The sequence below is a fragment of the Deltaproteobacteria bacterium genome, from assembly GCA_016210005.1.
Classification (GTDB): domain Bacteria; phylum Desulfobacterota; class Binatia; order HRBIN30; family JACQVA1; genus JACQVA1.
The window spans coordinates 1-17,173 of sequence record JACQVA010000006.1; the positions used below are offsets into that span (position 1 = coordinate 1).

The 17,173-nt window shown below is 67.7% G+C and carries 12 protein-coding genes and 1 pseudogene; 8 read left to right on the plus strand and 5 right to left on the minus strand.

Annotated elements, in window-relative coordinates:
• Positions 1-1,241, plus strand: a pseudogene (locus tag HY699_00400) (thrombospondin type 3 repeat-containing protein).
• A 1,371-nt stretch (positions 1,242-2,612) separates the two neighbouring features.
• Here HY699_00400 and HY699_00405 read toward each other — a convergent pair.
• The 5 genes from HY699_00405 to HY699_00425 all read right to left on the minus strand — a co-directional run bounded on the left by HY699_00405 (position 2,613) and on the right by HY699_00425 (position 6,575).
• Positions 2,613-3,446, minus strand: coding sequence for an SDR family oxidoreductase (locus HY699_00405; GenBank protein MBI4514266.1), 834 nt, complete (start codon positions 3,444-3,446; stop codon positions 2,613-2,615).
• Complete coding sequence (locus HY699_00410) at positions 3,446-3,745, minus strand: antibiotic biosynthesis monooxygenase (GenBank protein ID MBI4514267.1); 300 nt, start codon at positions 3,743-3,745, stop codon at positions 3,446-3,448. The genes HY699_00405 and HY699_00410 overlap by 1 nt, the downstream gene beginning before the upstream one ends.
• Positions 3,746-3,829: 84 nt before the next feature.
• A complete protein-coding gene (locus HY699_00415; protein MBI4514268.1) occupies positions 3,830-4,240 on the minus strand; it encodes a hypothetical protein in 411 nt (136 codons plus the stop codon).
• A gap of 83 nt (positions 4,241-4,323) precedes the next feature.
• Complete coding sequence (gene npdG, locus HY699_00420; GenBank protein MBI4514269.1) at positions 4,324-4,992, minus strand: NADPH-dependent F420 reductase; 669 nt, start codon at positions 4,990-4,992, stop codon at positions 4,324-4,326.
• A 182-nt stretch (positions 4,993-5,174) separates the two neighbouring features.
• Positions 5,175-6,575, minus strand: coding sequence for a hypothetical protein (locus tag HY699_00425; protein MBI4514270.1), 1,401 nt, complete (start codon positions 6,573-6,575; stop codon positions 5,175-5,177).
• Between the two features lie 238 nt (positions 6,576-6,813).
• Here HY699_00425 and mutS point away from each other — a divergent pair, with 238 nt between their 5' ends.
• The 7 genes from mutS to trpS all read left to right on the plus strand — a co-directional run bounded on the left by mutS (position 6,814) and on the right by trpS (position 17,167).
• On the plus strand, positions 6,814-9,402 hold the full coding sequence (gene mutS, locus HY699_00430) for a DNA mismatch repair protein MutS (GenBank protein ID MBI4514271.1): 2,589 nt from the start codon (positions 6,814-6,816) through the stop codon (positions 9,400-9,402).
• Entirely contained in the window at positions 9,399-10,631 is a 1,233-nt protein-coding gene (locus HY699_00435) for an N-acetylmuramoyl-L-alanine amidase (protein ID MBI4514272.1), read from the plus strand. Before mutS ends, HY699_00435 begins: the two co-directional genes overlap by 4 nt.
• An 11-nt stretch (positions 10,632-10,642) precedes the next feature.
• Entirely contained in the window at positions 10,643-13,333 is a 2,691-nt protein-coding gene (glnD, locus tag HY699_00440; protein ID MBI4514273.1) for a [protein-PII] uridylyltransferase, read from the plus strand.
• 3 nt (positions 13,334-13,336) lie between these two features.
• Positions 13,337-14,275 carry a site-specific tyrosine recombinase XerD gene (xerD, locus tag HY699_00445; GenBank protein MBI4514274.1) on the plus strand — a complete coding sequence of 313 codons (939 nt, stop codon included), beginning with the start codon at positions 13,337-13,339 and terminating at the stop codon, positions 14,273-14,275.
• 111 nt (positions 14,276-14,386) lie between these two features.
• Complete coding sequence (locus HY699_00450; GenBank protein ID MBI4514275.1) at positions 14,387-15,313, plus strand: TIGR03619 family F420-dependent LLM class oxidoreductase; 927 nt, start codon at positions 14,387-14,389, stop codon at positions 15,311-15,313.
• Between the two features lie 104 nt (positions 15,314-15,417).
• On the plus strand, positions 15,418-16,080 hold the full coding sequence (locus HY699_00455; GenBank protein ID MBI4514276.1) for a site-2 protease family protein: 663 nt from the start codon (positions 15,418-15,420) through the stop codon (positions 16,078-16,080).
• Positions 16,081-16,159: 79 nt separating this feature from the next.
• On the plus strand, positions 16,160-17,167 hold the full coding sequence (gene trpS, locus HY699_00460) for a tryptophan--tRNA ligase (GenBank protein ID MBI4514277.1): 1,008 nt from the start codon (positions 16,160-16,162) through the stop codon (positions 17,165-17,167).
• The last annotated feature ends 6 nt before the right edge of the window (positions 17,168-17,173 follow it).

Genomic DNA, 17,173 nt, shown 5'->3' on the forward strand with positions numbered 1-17,173 from the left:
ATGCCGATCAGGCCGACAGCGACGGCGACGGATTAGGCGATGCTTGCGACTACTGCGCCGGCGCCGGCCGCTACGACTGGGACGGCGACGGTATCTGCTGCGGCGACGTAAACCAGCCGGCAGACAACTGCTGCGATCACTTCAACCCAGACCAAGCCGACACCGACCAAGACGGCGTCGGCGACCTCTGCGATGGTTGCCCGGGAGCCGGCGGCACCGACTATGACGGCGACGGCGTTTGCGACGGCGCCGACAACTGCACTTACAACGATCCCTGCTGGTGGTGGCCCTGTCCGTACAACCCGGCGCAAACCGACTGCGACGGCGACGGCGCGGGCGATGCCTGCGATCCGGATACCGTCGACAGCGACGGCGACGGCACCGCAGATGCCTGCGACAATTGCCCGAACTGGAACCCGAACCAGAGCGACTGTGACGGAGACGGCAGCGGTGACACCTGCGACCCGGACACCGTCGACAGCGACGGCGACGGTATCGCCGACGGCTGCGACAACTGCCCGCGAGCCCACAACTGGGAACAGTACGACTGGGACTTCGACGGCGTCGGCGACGCCTGCGACAACTGCCCCACCGACGCCAACCCCGATCAGGCCGACAGCGACGGCGACGGTATCGGCGACGCTTGTGACAATTGCGTCGGCCCAGGGCTGGACGCTGACGGCGACAGCGTTTGCGACGCTGCCGACAACTGCCCCTGGCAGTGGAATCCCGACCAAGCCGACAGCGACGGTGACGGCTTTGGCGATGCTTGTGATAACTGCGTTGGACCAGGAACGAGGGATGACGACGGCGACGGCGTCTGCGACGGCGCCGACAACTGCCGCTACCGGCGTGAGTGCTGGTGGGGCGACTGGAACTGCGCCTACAACCCCGATCAGGCCGACGCCGATGGCGACGGCCTCGGCGACACCTGTGACCATTGCGGCAACGGCAGCCGCGATTACGGCGAGCAGTGCGACGACGGCAACAGCGACAACAACGACGCCTGCAAGAACAACTGCACCCGTAACGTCTGCGGCGACGGCGCCGTCAACCCCGCCGCCGAGCAATGCGACGACGGCAACACCAGCAATAACGACGCCTGCAAGAACAACTGCACCTGGAACGTCTGCGGTGACGGTCTCGTCAACCCCGCCGCCGAGCAGTGCGACGACGGCAACGGCAACGACAACGATGCCTGCCGCAATGACTGCAACCTGAACGTCTGCGGCGACGGCGTGCTGCTCCAAGACGTGGAGTTGTGCGACCTGGGGGCCGCCAACGGCGCGCCGGGCTCGTGTTGCAGCGCCAACTGCACCGTGCTCGCGGCCGGGGTCGAGTGCCGCCAAGCCGCGGGCGCTTGCGATGTCGCCGAGGTTTGCGATGGCCAGAGCCCGCTCTGCCCCAACGACAGCCTGGCGCCGCCGACCACCGAGTGCCGGCAGGCGGCGGGCGAATGCGACGTGGCGGACTTCTGCACCGGCTACGACGCGGCTTGCCCCGGCGACACCAAGCAGCCTCCCGGCGTCGCCTGTACAGATGACGGCAACGTCTGCACGCAGGACGTCTGCGACGGCAACGGCCAGTGCGCTCACCCCGCCGGCAACCAAGGCGCGGTCTGCCGTGTAGCCGGCGGCGAGTGCGACCAGCCGGAAGTGTGCAGCGGTACCAGCCGGGAGTGCCCGGCTGACGTGAAGAAGCCACGCAATACCCTCTGCACGGATGAAGGCAACGCCTGTACGCGCGACATCTGCAACGGCACGAGCAACGCCTGCCGGCATCCGGCGGGCAACGGCGGCGCGGTCTGCCGCGCCGCCGCCGGCGGCTGCGACGTCGCCGAAGTATGCAGCGGAACCAGCGCCACCTGCCCGGCGGATGGGTTCAAACCCACCGCCACCGTGTGTCGTGCGGCGGACGGCGTTTGTGACGTAGCGGAGATGTGTACCGGCAACAGCGGCGCTTGCCCGGCCGACGGCTTTGCGCCGGCCACCAAGCAATGCCGCGCCTCGGCGGGCGAATGCGATGTGGCCGAGTTCTGCACCGGCAGCGGGCGCAACTGCCCGGCGGACCGCTTCAAGGACAAAGGCGCCGCTTGCACGGCCGACGACAACCTCTGCACCAAGGATATCTGCAACGGCAGCAGCGCGCTGTGCCGGCATCCGCGGCGACCCGACGGCGCGCCCTGTGGCGACGGGCGCATCTGCCAAACCGGAGTATGTCAAAGCAAGTCGACGCCGACACCGACGCACACCCCGACCCCGACCGCAACACCACGCCTGAACCCGACCCGCACGCCGACCCGCACCCCGACGCGTACCCCGACTTCAACACGGCGCCCGACCCGCACCCCGACGCCCACTGTCACGCGAGCGATAAACGAATCGCCATGAGAGCGATGCCCCCGCGTCTGCGACAAGGGACAGCGGCCGAGCTTCAGGTCAGGGGGCAGAGCCGGAAAAAGTGCCTCCCTCTCCCCGCATGTTTTCGCGGGGAGAGGGTCGGGGTGGTCGGGGGGAGGGGCTTGTGTGTGTCCGGTCCCAAGAGGCCCAGACGGAGCGGCCTTGGAGATCACCCCTTGAAATGAGAAGTAGGGCGAAGATGATGCGCGCGGTTTAGTGCCGCAGGGCTCGCAAGCGCCGCAAGAACTGTGTGCGCCAGAACCACATCGCCAGCCCTGGGCTGAGGCGGGTCAGCCACCAGCCGAAGCGGCCGAGCGGTCCAACCACGATGATCGCTTTGTTCTTCTCCACGCCGCGCAGGATGACACCGGCGCAGGCGGCGGGCGCCATCGGTTTTCCCGAGGCTATCAATGCGCGCACGCCCTCGCCGTCGACGGCGCGCATCTCGGTGGTGTGGAGGATCGGGGTATCAATCAGCCCGGGGCATACCACGCTGACGCGCACACCCAGATCGGCAGCCTCGACCCGCAGGGCGCACGACAGCCCGACCACCGCATGCTTCGAAGCGGTGTAGGAGACTTCCATCGGTGCCGGCGTCAGTCCCGCCAGCGAGGCGGTGTTGATGATGTGCCCGAAACCTTGCCGCAGCATGCGCGGATAGGCCGCGCGCACACCGTGGATCACACCCCAGAGATTGACGGCCAGCACCTTGTGCCAGTCGGCTAAGGTGGCGTCGCGCTCTTCGGCCAACACGCCGATGCCGGCGTTGTTGAACAGGTAGTCGAGCCGCCCGTGCTGCTCAACCACGCCGGCGACCAGCGCTTCGACGGCCTCCCAACTGGTGACATCAACGGCGTGCGCCTGCGCTTGGCCGCCGGCGGCGGCAATCGCGGCCGCCACCTCCGCGGCCCCGCTGCCGTTGCGATCGGCGACCACCACCGTCGCCCCGCGCTGGCCCAGCTCTTTGCACAGAGCCTGCCCGATCCCCGACGCACCGCCGGTGACAACCGCCACCGCCTCCCGAAACGCGCGCATGTGCGCCGGCATCACTTCTTGCCGGCCAGCTCCTCCCACATGGTGATCTCCGGCCGGCCCTCCAACAGGCCGCCGACGGCGCCGAAGAACTGCTGCATCGCCTCGCTGCCACCGTGGGCCGCAAAGGCGGCCTGGTCGGCGTAGACTTCGTAGAACATGAACTCACTCGGGTCGCCGGTCGAACGGTGCAGGATGTACACCGGCGTGCCGGCCTCGTTGGCTTTGACGTGAGCAATCATCTTGTCGGCGGCCTGGCGAAAGGCGCCCTCGCTGCCGGCCTGCACCTTTAACTTCGCGATTACGGTCATCATGGCATTCCCTCCTGGCGTTGGTCGGTACCGGCCCGACTCGATACACGGTCGGCCGAGCGCTGCCAATACCCCATAACCGAGGCGTCATGGAGACGGCGTCGGCTGGGCCACCGCCTTCATGCCGCCCAAACTCACCCGCAGAGCATCGCGGCCGTCGGGCAGTTTGGTCCGCCCGGCGGCGCGGAACTGCAGCTCCACGCGCCGGCCACTGAGGTACTTGCCGTACACCCCATCGGCGGCCTGGCCGTACACCAGCAACAAGTGCTGGTCTGGGTCGCCGGGGTCGGCCAGGTCGAGCCAGGCCCCGTCTTTGGCGGTGCCGGCCGCCACCACGTCGGCAACCAGGTGCAGGTTGCCGGCCGGTAGCGCGGCCGCGCCGCTCAGTGTCACGGTGCTCAGGTGGCGAAATACCGAGTCCTCACTCCGCGCCGGCGGCGAACAAATCACTGCCGCCACCAGCAAGCCGACAATTGCCCCGACCCAGCGCTCACGCATGTCATCCTCCAGCCCGCGGTCTCGAATGACACGCGGCGGCGGCGCGGGCAAGTCAGGCGCGGGGGGGCAGTCCTCAGCGCTTACTAGATCTTCAGGCCGATGATCTGGATCGAGGTGATGGCGTGGTAGCGGCGATTGAGGTTGAGCAGCAGCGCGGTGATGCTCTCCAGCCGGCGCGAGTTGACCAGCGAGCCGGCGTCGATCGGGCGCAAGTTGGGCATGCGGTGTACTAGATCGACGATCTGCTGTTTGGACTGGTCGTGGTCGCCACACAGAATCACGTCGCCCGCCAGCGGGTGGTGCAAGTGCAGCAGCTCTTCGGCGCTCAAGTTCTTGAAGGCGCTGACCACGTGCGCTTGCGGCACCATCTGCTGGGTGAGCTCGCCGACCGAGCCGGCGGGTACGGGTTCGAGCTTGAACACTCCGTGTCTTACCTGCAGCGGGTTGACGACGTCGAGGATGATCTTGCCGGCCAGCTGCGGGCGGAGCTCGTGCAGGGTGTGCTCCAAGCCGGCGAAGGGGACGCACATGGCGACGATTTCGGCGCGGTCTGCGGCCGCGGCGTTCTCGCAACCTTCGATGTGTGCCCCCGGCCGCAACAAGTGCAAGCGGTAACGTTCTTTCTCGGCGGCGGCCTCGGCGCGGGCTTGCTGGCGCGAGCCGATGATGACGCTCTCACCCGCTAGCGCGCAGCGCAGCGCCAGCCCCATTCCTTCGGGACCCGTGCCCCCAATAAACGCAATCCGACCCATGGCTCCCCCGGGAACGCTCACTGGTACGTTGGCAGCGAACGCCTAGCACACTGCCCGCCCGGAGCAAGACACGGCGTGGCTGCTGATCGCGTCGGGTAACGCAGAGGACAAGACACGGGGGCGGACCGTAGCAACGTCCGCCCCCCTTGCAGAACCAACCAACGACCGCCGGCGGCCGTGACTTACGGGAAGCGCGCCGTCATGTTGCCGGCGGTGTCGATCTGCGCCATCGAGCCGGCGAAGGTCACCAGTTGTGATGGGCTGATGGTGGTATCCTTGAACGCAAACAGCCCCGAGGTCAGGCCCGCCACCGAGCCGCGATAAATCAGTGTCCCGCCGGCGTTGAGCGCCGGCCCGAGGTTGGCAGCCAATGTCAGCTTCCCACTGCTGAGCGCGGTGTCGGTGAAGCCTTGACGCATCACATCCCAGTAGGAGTTGCCAATCAGGAAGAGCGCCTTCGTGGTTGGCCCGCCGGTGATCTTGCCTTGGAAGGCCATGTGGAAGGCCGGATAGGGATCGCCACTGGCCGCGTCAAACGGGGTGGAGGGTGCAAAGTCGGCGTAGGTACCGCCGATCGGGGTGGCGCTGCCCTCGATGCCCCAAGGCACCGGGTGGGGCGCGCCGCAGCCATCGGCAATACCCAGCTCTATAGCCGTGTCGCTGGTGCTTGGGCCGCCGCGACCCTTGGCGCGATACATTGCCGAGGGCACCTCGGGCAAGTACCCACCCCCGGCGGCGATTTCCATCGAAGCCGAGAATTTATCGTACACCGAGCCGCCGAACGCCCAGTTGGGCGCGCACGACGGGTCGCCTTCACGGGCGACCACGTAAAAACCGAGCACCGAGCTCCAAACCATGATGGCGGTATCGTTACTGTTGACGATGCCGCCGCCGGTGATCTTGGCGCGAAAAGCAATGTGCGGGATAAACGCCCCGCCGGAGATCGGGTAGCCCCTGGCCGACACCTTGGCCGTAGCGGGGAAGTCGCCAAAGGTCGCGCTCCCGGGGAACGGTGCCGGTGCCGCGGTCGCACCTTCGACCGCGATCGCGGTGAGTGAGAGCAGGCCGTAACTGGCGGCCGGATCGAAGACGGCGTGAAAGATCCCGGTGTCGGTGCCCAGGCCGGTGATCTTTGACACGAAGAACACGTGCACCTTGCACGTTGCCGGGCCGGTCTCGATCACGATGGCCGGATTGCGGCCATCGAGGGGCGCAAACGTGCCGCCGGCCGGGGTGGTGGCACCTTCGAGGATGCCGTCGTAGATCGTGTCTGTGCCGCCGTCATAGAGAAAGATGCCGGTGTTCGGTGCGCTGCCGCTCAGCTCGGCCGAGAAGGCGGCGACCGAAAGCGGATTGACGCCGCAGGCGCCGCCGCCGGCGGCATAGGCCAGCGGTGCCTTAACGGTGCCCGGAAAGCTCTGAAACACCCGCCCCGAGAACGTTCCCGTCGCGCGCGTGTCGCCTTGCACCGCCAGACCGAGCCAACGACCCGTACTGGCCGCGCGGTACATGAAGCCGCTCGCCTGTGCCGCTTGGGGCGTTACCAACACAGTGATAAGGAATCCGAGAACTGCTCGCTTCATTCTCCCCTCCTGGGCACCGCCGAGGTGCCGGGTTTTTTGTTCGATAGTGACCGAGCCTAAGGGATAACTGCTGCCGGCGTCAAGCGAAATCTGCACGGGTTCGGAAGTGATGCTGGACGAGCACTAGGCGGGTGGCGCGCGGGCCGTGCCTTGCGCCGGCCGAGAGTTGCCGCGCCCGCCCCGGGGTGCCAGAATCCGCCGCCATGCAGCCGCCCGCCGCCGGCGTTGTGGAACGCCGATGAAACTGACTCCGATGCTCGAGCAGTACCTGCGCGTCAAGGGCGAGCACCCGGATGCGCTGCTGTTCTTTCGCCTGGGCGATTTTTACGAGCTGTTCTTCGAAGACGCCGAGCGGGCGGCACGCATGCTCGACCTCACGCTCACCTCGCGCAGCAAGAAGGATGACGTCCGCATCCCCATGTGCGGCGTGCCCTACCACTCGGTGCAGCCGTACATAGCCAAACTCTTGGCTGCCGGCGTCAAGGTCGCCATCTGCGAGCAGGTCGAGGACCCGGCGACGGCGCAGGGCCTGGTCGATCGTGCGGTGGTGCGCGTGGTCACGCCGGCGACGGTTACCGAAGAGGAGTGTCTGGATCCAAAGACACCCAATTTTCTGGCGGCAGTTGCCTATGCGGAAGGCGGCTATGGGCTGGCCGCAGCCGACTTGTCGACCGGTGAGATGCGCCTGTTGGCGACGGCCGATCTGGCCGCGATCGGCGACGAACTGGGCCGACTGTTGCCGCGCGAGCTGCTGTTACCCGAGGGCGTGGCTCAAACAGCGGTGTTGGAGGCCGCGGCGGTGCAAGCGCTGGTGAGCCGGCTGCCGGCCGCCGATTTCAGTGGGGCGGCGGGCGCGGCCTGGCTGCATGATCACGCCACAGAGCCGCCGCCGGCAACAGCCGCGGCCGCGCTCGGGGCGGTGCTGGCCTACTTGGCGCGCACCCATCGCGCCAGCGTAGCGCATTTGCGCCCGCCCGCCCTCGACGACGGCAGCGGGCGGCTGGTGCTCGATGAGGCGACCCGGCGCAACTTGGAGCTGCTCAGCACGCTGCGCGGCGAGCGCCGCGGCTCGCTGCTGTGGGTGCTCGACCACACCCAGACGCCGATGGGCGGCCGCCTGCTGCGCAGCTGGCTGCTGTCGCCGCTGACGAGCGTGGCTGCCATCGGCGGCCGGCTCGAGGCGGTGGAAGCGTTGCTCGAACGGCCGTCGCAACGCAAAGAGATCGCAGCCGCGCTGGCCACCGTCGGCGACCTCGAACGCCTGGCCGCACGGCTAGCCGCCGCCCGCGTCACGCCGCGTGATCTACTGGCGCTGGCCGCCGCCCTCGCCACCGCCGGCACCATTCGCGCACTACTGCAGGATGTGCCGGCCACCGCCCTGGCGGCCGGGCGCGAGGCCCTCGACGATCTGCCGGCAGTCCAAGCCCGCATTGCCGCCGCCATCGCCGACCAGCCGCCGCTCAATCCCCGCAGCGGCGGGGTCATTCGCGCCGGCTTTGATCCGCTGGTCGACGAGCTGCGCGAGCTGTCGCGTAGCGGCAAGGACTGGATCGCCCGCTTCGAGGCCAGCGAGCGTACCCGCACCGGCATCCAGTCGCTGAAAGTGCGCTTCAACCAAGTGTTCGGTTACTACCTCGAGGTGACCAAACCCAACTTGCACCTGGTGCCGAGCGAGTATCGCCGCAAACAGACCGTGGCCGGGGCCGAACGCTTTGTCACCCCCGAGCTGGAAGCCTACGAGGCCAAGGTGCTCAATGCCGAGGAGCGTGGGCGGGCGCGCGAGTTCGAGCTGTTCAGCGCGCTGGTGGCGGACATCGGTGCCGAGCAAACCCGCCTCGGCCGCACCGCTGCCGCGCTGGCGCAGATCGACGCCCTATGCTCGCTCGCGGCCGTCGCCGAGCGGCAACGCTATTGCCGGCCGCGGCTCACGCGTGACCCCGGTATCGCCGTTCGTGATGGCCGCCATCCGGTGGTGGAGCTGATGGCAGGCCGCGCCGGCTTTGTGCCCAACGACTGCAACCTCGACCCCGAACAGCAGCAACTGCTGGTGATCACCGGCCCGAACATGGCCGGCAAATCGACCTACCTGCGCCAAGTCGCACTGATCGTGCTGCTGGCCCAGATCGGCAGCTTCGTGCCCGCGGCCGAAGCCACCGTCGGCGTGGTCGATCGCCTGTTCACCCGCGTCGGCGCCTCCGACAACCTGGCCGGCGGCGAGTCCACGTTCATGGTCGAGATGAAAGAGACGGCCCACATCCTCGGCCATCTCAGCGGGCGCAGCCTGGTGATCCTCGATGAAATCGGACGCGGCACCAGCACCTTCGACGGCATCTCGATCGCCTGGGCGGTGGCCGAGCATCTGCACGACAACACCGCCGCCACCGGCCGGCCGCTGGTCTTGTTCGCCACCCACTACCACGAGCTGACCGACCTGGCGCGCACCAAGCCGCGGGTACGCAACTTCTCCGTCGCCGTGCGCGAGTGGAAAGGCGAGATCGTATTCCTGCGCCGAATCGTACCGGGCCCGGCCAGCCAGAGTTACGGTATCCAGGTGGCGCAGCTAGCCGGAGTGCCGGTGCCGGTCATCGGCCGCGCCAAGGAAATCCTGCACAACCTCGAACAGGGCGAGCTGACCGATGCCGGCGTACCACGCCTGGCCCAGCAGGACGGTACGGCCAACGGACAGCTCCCGCTGTTCGGCCCGCCGCCGGCGCGCGACCCGTTGCGCGCCGAGCTCGCGGATATCGATGTCGATCGCCTCAGCCCGCTCGAGGCGCTGATGCGGCTCAACCAGCTCGTGCGCTTGGCACGCGGCGAGGGCTCGTGAGGCGCGGCCGGCAGACCGGCGGCGGGAGCACCATCCCAGCCGGCAACATCCTCTGGCTCATCGGCGCTTTCCTATTGCATGCGACACCCGTCGCGGCTGCCGGTGTCCCGCAGCTACAAGTCGTCCGCTGCCTGGGCGGGCGCGATTACAGCCGCCTCGTCCTCGAGCTGTCACAGCCGGTGGAGCACCGGATGCAGCGGCTGCCGGCAAGCCCAACGGCGCCCGCACGTGTCCATCTCGACTTGCTCGGGGCACGCCTGCCGCCCAGCCCGCCCCCGGCCTGCGCCACGGCCGGGCCGCTGACTCGCGTGCAGCTGGCTCAGACCGATCGCGGCGTGCGGCTGGTACTCGACGTGGCCAGCACTAGCGCGGTGCGGGTGTTCCCCTTCTTGGATCTGTTCCGCTTGGTGGTGGATGTCGAAGTGGCCGCCGCCAGGCCGGCGCCACCGTCCACGCCGGCAGTCTCGGCCCGCGCCCGCCGCGCGCCGATCCCACCGCGCCCGCCGGCCGAGCCCCTTGCGGCCGCCGTACCGTTCAAGGTCGTGATCGACCCCGGCCACGGCGGTAAAGATCCCGGCGCCATCGGTAGCAGCGGTATACGAGAGAAAGACGTCGTGCTTGCCATCGCGCGGGAGCTGCGCGACCTGCTGCAGGCGCTACCGGGCGTGGCGGTGGTGCTGACTCGCGACGACGATGTCTTTCTCTCGCTCGAAGAGCGCACCGCCAAGGCCAACAGCGAGCACGCCGATCTCTTCGTCTCGGTGCACGCCAACGCCAGCCCTAACTCGGAGCGTTCGGGCATCGAAACTTACTACCTCAACAACACCGACGACCGCGCCACCCTGCGCTTGGCAGCGATGGAAAACGGCCTGGCATCGGTTACCGGACGGCGGCAAAAGGATCGTGACGCGGCGTTGATCTTGAGCGCGCTGATTCAGAACTACAAGGTCGCCGAGTCGGCCGCCTTGGCCGCGGCCGTGCAGCGCGGGCTGGTCAGCACGCTTGCCGCCCAGTGGCCGAACATCGTCGATTTGGGGGTGAAGCAGGGCCCCTTTTACGTACTCGTGGGGGCTGGTATGCCGTGCGTGCTGGCGGAGATATCGTTCGTGACTCACCCGCTTGAAGGCGCCCGCTTGGGCCAGGTTGAATATCGTCAGGCGCTCGCCGAGGGCCTGATGCGTGGCATTCGTCAGTTCGTCGACAGCCAGCGCGCGGCCGGGACGTTGTGATGGCGAGCGCGATGATGCCGCCGGACGGCGGCGAACCGCTGGCCGGACTCGGGCCGTTCGCCCCCGACGGCAACTGGGGCCGGCAGGCCAAGGACTATCTGCTGCGAGCGCGCGAGATCCTCTGCCAGCAACACCTCGCCGGCGCCAGCGGCCACGATATCGTGCGCGGCTACACCGGCGTGATGGATCATCTCGTCCGGGCCCTGTTCGAGGCCGCGACGGCCGCGTACGCCAGCCGCTACGCCATGCTGACCCAGCGCTGCGTGGTGGTGGCGCAAGGCGGCTACGGGCGCGGCGAACTCAATCCCGGCTCGGATATCGATCTGCTCTTCCTCCACCCCCACAAGAGCGAACCCTACGTCGAAACCGTCGCCGAGAAGATGCTCTACACCTTGTGGGACACGGGCCTGACCGTAGGCCAGGCGACCCGCAACGTCAGCGAGTGCGTGCGCTTGGCGGCCAGCGACCTCAAGGTCAAGACCGCCTTGCTCGATGCCCGCTTCATTTGCGGCGATCAGGCGCTCTACGCACAGTTCGCCCAGACCATGGAAGCGCAAGTGCTCAAGCGCAACGCCGAACGCTTCTACAAGGACAAGCTGGCGGAGAACGCCGAGCGCCACCAGCGTTACGGCGACTCGGTCTACGTGCTCGAGCCCCAGATCAAGGAGGGCGAAGGCGGCCTGCGCGATCTCCACACCGCGATGTGGTTGGCCAAGGTCAAGTACAAGACCAACGAGGTCTCCGAGTTGGTCCACAAAGGCGTCATCACCGAGCGTGAGCGGGCAGAACTCGAGGCCGCGCGCGATTTCCTGTGGCGGGTGCGCAACGCCCTGCACTTCCTCTCCGGCCAGCACCAGGACCAGCTGACGTTCGAGTACCAGGAGCGCATCGCCGCCGAGTTCGGCTACGCCGACACCCGCGAGCTCAAGGGCGTCGAGCGCTTCATGCGCGACTACTACCTGCAAGCCGCCGCCGTGAACCGCTTCGCTTCCGAGATCATCGAACGTTGCACCGGGCGGGCGCGGGTGTCGGCGCTGATCGGCCGCTACACCGGGCGCGAGATTCGCCCGGGCGTGCGCATCACCGGCGGCGAGATCTCGGTCGGTGATCCGGCGCTGTTCCGCGAGCAGCCGGCCGAGTTGATCCGCGTCTTCTTCGACACCCAACGCCACGACGTCAAGCTCTCACACGCCACCCGCCGCCACCTCCGCGCCCACGCCGACCTCATCGACGACACCGTGCGCGCTGACCCGGCGGTGGCCGAGGCCTTTCTGCAGATCCTGGGCTGGAAATACGGCGTCTACGAAACCCTCTACGAGATGCATTGGCTGGGCGTACTGGGCGCGCTGCTGCCGGAGTTCGGCGCCCTGCTCTGCCTGGCGCAGCACGACGTCTATCACATCTACACCGTCGATCAGCACTCGCTCATGGGCGTGCGCGAGCTCGAACGGCTGCGCGAGGGCCACTACAAGACCAGCGTGCCCCTGCTGACCGAGGTGATGCGCGAGGTCGATCAGGTCGAGGTGCTGTTTCTCGGCATGCTTTTCCACGACTCCGGCAAGGGCAAGGGCGGCGGCCACTCGGAGAAGGGCGCCAGCATGATGCCGGGCATCGCCGCCCGCCTGCGCCTGAACGCCGACGCCGCGGCCCAGCTCGAATTCCTGGTGCGCCACCACCTCACCATGACGCATCTGGCGCAGCGCCGTGACATCCGCGACGAAAAACTCGTGGTCGATTTCGCCAAGACCGTGGGCAATGCCGGCAATCTCAAGAAGCTCTTCCTGCTGACCTTCGCCGACATGAAGGCGGTCGGGCCCAAGGTGTGGAGCAGCTGGCAGGACATGCTGCTGAGCGAACTGTATCTCAACGCCCTCGGGGTGTTGGAGAAGGGCGAGTTCGTCCCCTCGGATCAGCAGGAGCGGGTCGCCCGCATCCGGCGCCGGGTGGCGGCCGCGCTCGAGCCGGCTCAGCGCGAGCGCGCCGCCCCGTTCCTCGCCGACATGCCCGATCGTTACTTCCTGCAAACGCCCGAGGAAGACATCCCGCGTCACCTCACCTTGGTCGGCCACCTGCGCGAAGAACCGCTGGTGACGGCCGTGCGCCATTTTCCCGAGCGCGAGTTCAGCGAATTCACCGTCATCACCGCTGATCAGCCGGGCCTGTTCGCCCGCATCGCCGGGGTCTTGGCGGCCCACGGCATGAACATCGTCGGCGCCAACATCAGCACCAGCGATAGCGGTGTCGCCCTCGATGTGTTCCGCGTCTCCCACCTCGAGCGCGCGGAGATGGCCCAGGACGACGAGCGCTGGGAACGCATCCAGGTCACCCTCGGCCAAGTGATCGCGGGCACGGTGGACGTCGAGCAGTTGGTGGCCAAGTCGCGCCGCCCCTCCAGTATCAAGAAGAAGTTCGTGCCGCGGGTAGGCACCGACGTGCGCGTCGATAACGAGGTCTCGGCCGACTACACCGTTCTCGATGTCTACGCCCAGGATCGCGTCGGCTTGCTCTTCACCATCACTAACAGCTTGTTCCATCTCGGGCTGTCGATCGATCTGGCCAAGATCACCACCAACGTCGATCAGGTCCTCGACGTCTTCTACGTCAGCGAGAGCGGACGCAAGATCGTCGACCCGGCGCGCCTGGCCGAGATCCGCGGCCAGCTGGTAGAGCGCTTGGAAGCCGACGCGCAGGCGGCGGCGTGAGCTATGACCGCGCAGCACAATCGCAGCGGGCTCGACCGCGACATCGATCGCTTCATCGCCTATCTCGCGGCCGAGCGCGGCCTGTCGCCCAACACCCTGGCCGCCTACGGCGCCGATCTGGCCCAACTGGCCGACCACCTCGAACGCCAGCACGTGAGCGCAGCCGATGACGTGCGTCCCCGCCACGTGATCGCGTTTCTCGAAAGCCTGGCCGAGCGCGGCCTCTCGCCCCGCAGCCGGGCGCGCATGCTCGCGGCGGTGCGGGCCTTCTTCGCCTTTCTGCTGCGCGAGCAAGTGGTGACGGTCAACCCGACGCGCGATCTCCACTTGCCGCGGCTGGGGCAACGGCTGCCGCGCTCGGTCTCGCAGAGTGACATCCAGCAGGTGATCGAGGCCCCGCCCCGCCAGCGGCAGCGGGCGCGCGCCGGGGACGAGGCGCTGGCGCAGCGCGACGCGGCGATGGTCGAGCTGGTCTACGCCACCGGCCTGCGTGTCTCCGAGCTGGTGTCGCTGAAGGTCAACCAGCTCAATCTCGAAGCCGGCTTCCTGACCGTCATCGGCAAGGGGCGCAAGGAGCGCGCGGTGCCCGTCGGCCAGTATGCCTGCGAGCGGCTCAAGACCTACCTCGAGCAAGCGCGCCCGGCGCTGCTGCGCCAGCGGGCGAGCGCCTTCTTGTTCGTCACCCGCCGCGCTAAACCCATGACCCGCCAAGCGTTCGGCCTACTGCTGCGCCAGCGCGTCCAACGCGCCGGCGTCGCCGCCAAGATGAGTCCGCATACTTTGCGGCACGCCTTTGCAACCCACCTGGTCGAAGGCCAGGCCGACCTGCGCGCGGTGCAGATGATGCTCGGCCACGCCGACATCTCGACCACACAGGTCTATACCCACGTTGCCCGCGAGCACTTGCGCGCGGTTCACCGCAAGTTCCACCCGCGCGGATGAGCCCGCCTTTGCCCGGCACTTTGGGCAACCGCTTGCTTTTCTGCGCGGTCGGAAACATAAGCCCTCGCGGTTGACAGAACGCGCGGCTGGGCCGGCGCAGGAGGTGTAGCCATGCCACAGAAGATGCGCTTCGGATTCATGCTCTTTCCGTTCGACCGGTTCGAGCGACCCCAGGATTTCGTCGAGGTGGCGAAGGTGGGCGAGGCTTGCGGGTTCCACGCCGTCGAGTTGGCCGACCGGCTGCTGCTGCCGCGCGTTGCCGGCAAGCGGTTCATGAACGAGAGCTGGCCCGACGGCATCACCTTGGCTGCGTACCTGGCCGCAGCCACTAGCACGATCAGGTTTCTCTTCAACGTTCGCGTGGTCCCGTGGGACAGCCCTTTCCGTCTGGCCAAGGCGTTGGCGACGCTGGACGTGGTATCGGCCGGCCGCGTCCTCTGCGGCGTCGGCGTCGGCGCGCACCGCGACGAGTTCGAGCAGTTGGGCATTCCCTTCGACGAACGCGGCCGCCGCCTCGACCGGCACCTACGAGTGATGAAGGAGCTGTGGACCAGCGAGACGCCGGCATTCAAGGACGAGCGCTTCTCGTTCTCCAACGTCAGCTTCCGCCCCAAACCCGTGCAGCAGCCGCACATCCCGCTGCTGATCGGCGGCAGCGGACCACGCCCGCTGCGGCGAGTGATTGAACTTGGAGACGGCTGGACGCCCATGCGCGGAACGTTGCAGCAGGTGCGCGACGGAATTCAGTGGATCCGCCGCACAGCCCAGGAGGCCGGGCGCGACCCGGATAGCTTCCACTTCGGCTTCAACGGTCTGGCCGTCGGCGTTGACGAGGCCGTCTTGAAGGCCAGGCGGCTGGCCGGCGACACCGCCGCCGTGGCCCGCGAGCGCACCGCGGCCGAGACCATCGCCGAGATCGAAGGCTACCGCAGCGCCGGGGTCAACTACCTCACCATCGTCATGCCGTTTCGCACACCCGCGGAGTACGCCGGCAAGCTCGAACAGTTCGCCCGCGAAGTGCTGCCGTCGTTCGCGTAGGGATGCCGTTTGCCGTCTGAGCCACCCGCGCGTCAACTGGGGCAGCGTGTCGGCGGGCGGGGCCGCACGTGGCGGCTGCGGGGCCTTTCTGCTACGGTCGCAGCGTGGTTGAGTCGTTCCTGCAAAGTCTCTCGGTCTGGGCGCTGCCGGTACTGGCGGCGATCGTGCTGCACGAATTGGCGCATGGGTTGGTGGCCTATTGGCTCGGCGACCAGACGGCGGCCCGCGCCGGGCGGCTGACGCTCAACCCGCTGGCGCACGTGGATCCGATCGGGAGCGTGGCACTGCCGCTGCTGCTGCTGGTGCTCCAGGCGCCGTTCCTGTTCGGCTACGCCAAGCCGGTGCCGGTGAATTTCGGCCAACTGCGCCGCCCGCGCCGCGACATGGTGCTGGTGGCCGCGGCCGGTCCCGCCACCAACCTGCTGCTGGCGGTTGTCAGTGCGGTGGGGTTGCAGTTGCTGCTCTCGATCTCGTTGTCGCGCGACAGCGCGTTTACCGGTGTGGCGGTTGCCACGCTGACGCCACTGGCGCTGATGGCGCGCAACAGCGTGATCATCAACGTGGTGCTGGCCGTCTTCAATCTACTGCCGCTGCTGCCGCTCGACGGCGGGCGCGTGCTGGTCGGGCTGCTGCCGCGGGCGCAGGCGATCGCCTTTGCCCGCCTCGAACCCTTCGGCATGATGATCGTGTTCGCCCTGCTGGCTACCCACACGCTCAGCGCCGTGATCGGCCCGGTGGTGAATTTGTTCCTGCGGGCCTTGTTGTGAGGCCCGGTCCTCGCTATTCCAGCAGGGCAAAACGGGTGGGGTGGCGGAGACGGCCGTGAACCAATCGCAGCATTCAGCAATGCCGGACATCGTGGTCAGCGGCATGCGGCCAACCGCACAGCTGCATCTGGGCAACTGGCTGGGGGCGCTGCGCAACTGGGTTCAGCTCCAACACCAGCGGCGCTGCTTCTTCTTCGTCGCCGACTGGCACACCCTCACCACCACCAGCGAAAGTGAGGGCCTGGCCGCACGCACCCGCGAGATGGTGATCGACTGGCTGGCGGCCGGGCTCGATCCGCAACAGACGGTGATCTTCCGCCAGTCGGCAATCAAGGAGCACGCCGAGCTGCACCTGCTGCTGTCGATGATCATCCCGACGCCCTGGCTGTTGCGCAACCCGACGGTCAAGGAACAAGCGCGCGACCTCGGGCTGATCCAGGGCGAGGACGAAAGCGAGATGACCAAGATCAACTATGGCCATCTCGGCTATCCGGTGTTGCAGGCTGCCGACATCATCATCTACAAGGCCACCGCCGTCCCGGTCGGTGTCGATCAGGCGCCGCACATCGAGATCACGCGCGAGATCGTCCGCCGCTTCAATCATCTCTACCGCCCGGTGTTCCCCGAGCCGGAAACCCTGCTCACCGAGGTTCCCAAGGTGCCCGGCACCGACGGGCGCAAGATGAGCAAGAGCTACAACAACGCGGTCTACCTCTGCGACTCCGAGAAGGAGGTCGACGGCAAACTCGGCCGCATGATAACCGACACTCGCCGGGTGCGGCGCAGCGACGCCGGCGAGCCCAACGATTGCCCGGCCTTCAACCTGCACCGCATCTATTGCACCCCGGCCGAAATCGAGTATGTCTCCGCCGGCTGCCGCACGGCGGCAATCGGGTGCCTGGAGTGCAAGCGGGTGATGATCAAGCACGTCAATGCCGAGTTGGCGCCGATGCGCGAGCGGCGGGCCGAATTACTGAGTCACCCCAGCCGCGTGCGCGAGGTGCTCGAATACGGCAATCAGCGCGCCCGCGCGGTGGCCGCCGCCACCATGGCGGAAGTGCGCTCGGCCATGCACCTGGAGGCGTGAGCCGGA

What these genes read in the sequence shown, in the direction of transcription:
- trpS (MBI4514277.1), top strand. Translation starts at nt 16,160, where the DNA reads ATGCCGGACATCGTGGTCAGCGGCATGCGGCCAACCGCACAGCTGCAT.
- HY699_00410 (MBI4514267.1), bottom strand. Translation starts at nt 3,745, where the DNA reads ATGATGACCGTAATCGCGAAGTTAAAGGTGCAGGCCGGCAGCGAGGGC.
- mutS (MBI4514271.1), top strand. Translation starts at nt 6,814, where the DNA reads ATGAAACTGACTCCGATGCTCGAGCAGTACCTGCGCGTCAAGGGCGAG.
- HY699_00425 (MBI4514270.1), bottom strand. Translation starts at nt 6,575, where the DNA reads ATGAAGCGAGCAGTTCTCGGATTCCTTATCACTGTGTTGGTAACGCCC.
- xerD (MBI4514274.1), top strand. Translation starts at nt 13,337, where the DNA reads ATGACCGCGCAGCACAATCGCAGCGGGCTCGACCGCGACATCGATCGC.
- npdG (MBI4514269.1), bottom strand. Translation starts at nt 4,992, where the DNA reads ATGGGTCGGATTGCGTTTATTGGGGGCACGGGTCCCGAAGGAATGGGG.
- glnD (MBI4514273.1), top strand. Translation starts at nt 10,643, where the DNA reads ATGATGCCGCCGGACGGCGGCGAACCGCTGGCCGGACTCGGGCCGTTC.
- HY699_00415 (MBI4514268.1), bottom strand. Translation starts at nt 4,240, where the DNA reads ATGCGTGAGCGCTGGGTCGGGGCAATTGTCGGCTTGCTGGTGGCGGCA.
- HY699_00405 (MBI4514266.1), bottom strand. Translation starts at nt 3,446, where the DNA reads ATGCCGGCGCACATGCGCGCGTTTCGGGAGGCGGTGGCGGTTGTCACC.
- HY699_00450 (MBI4514275.1), top strand. Translation starts at nt 14,387, where the DNA reads ATGCCACAGAAGATGCGCTTCGGATTCATGCTCTTTCCGTTCGACCGG.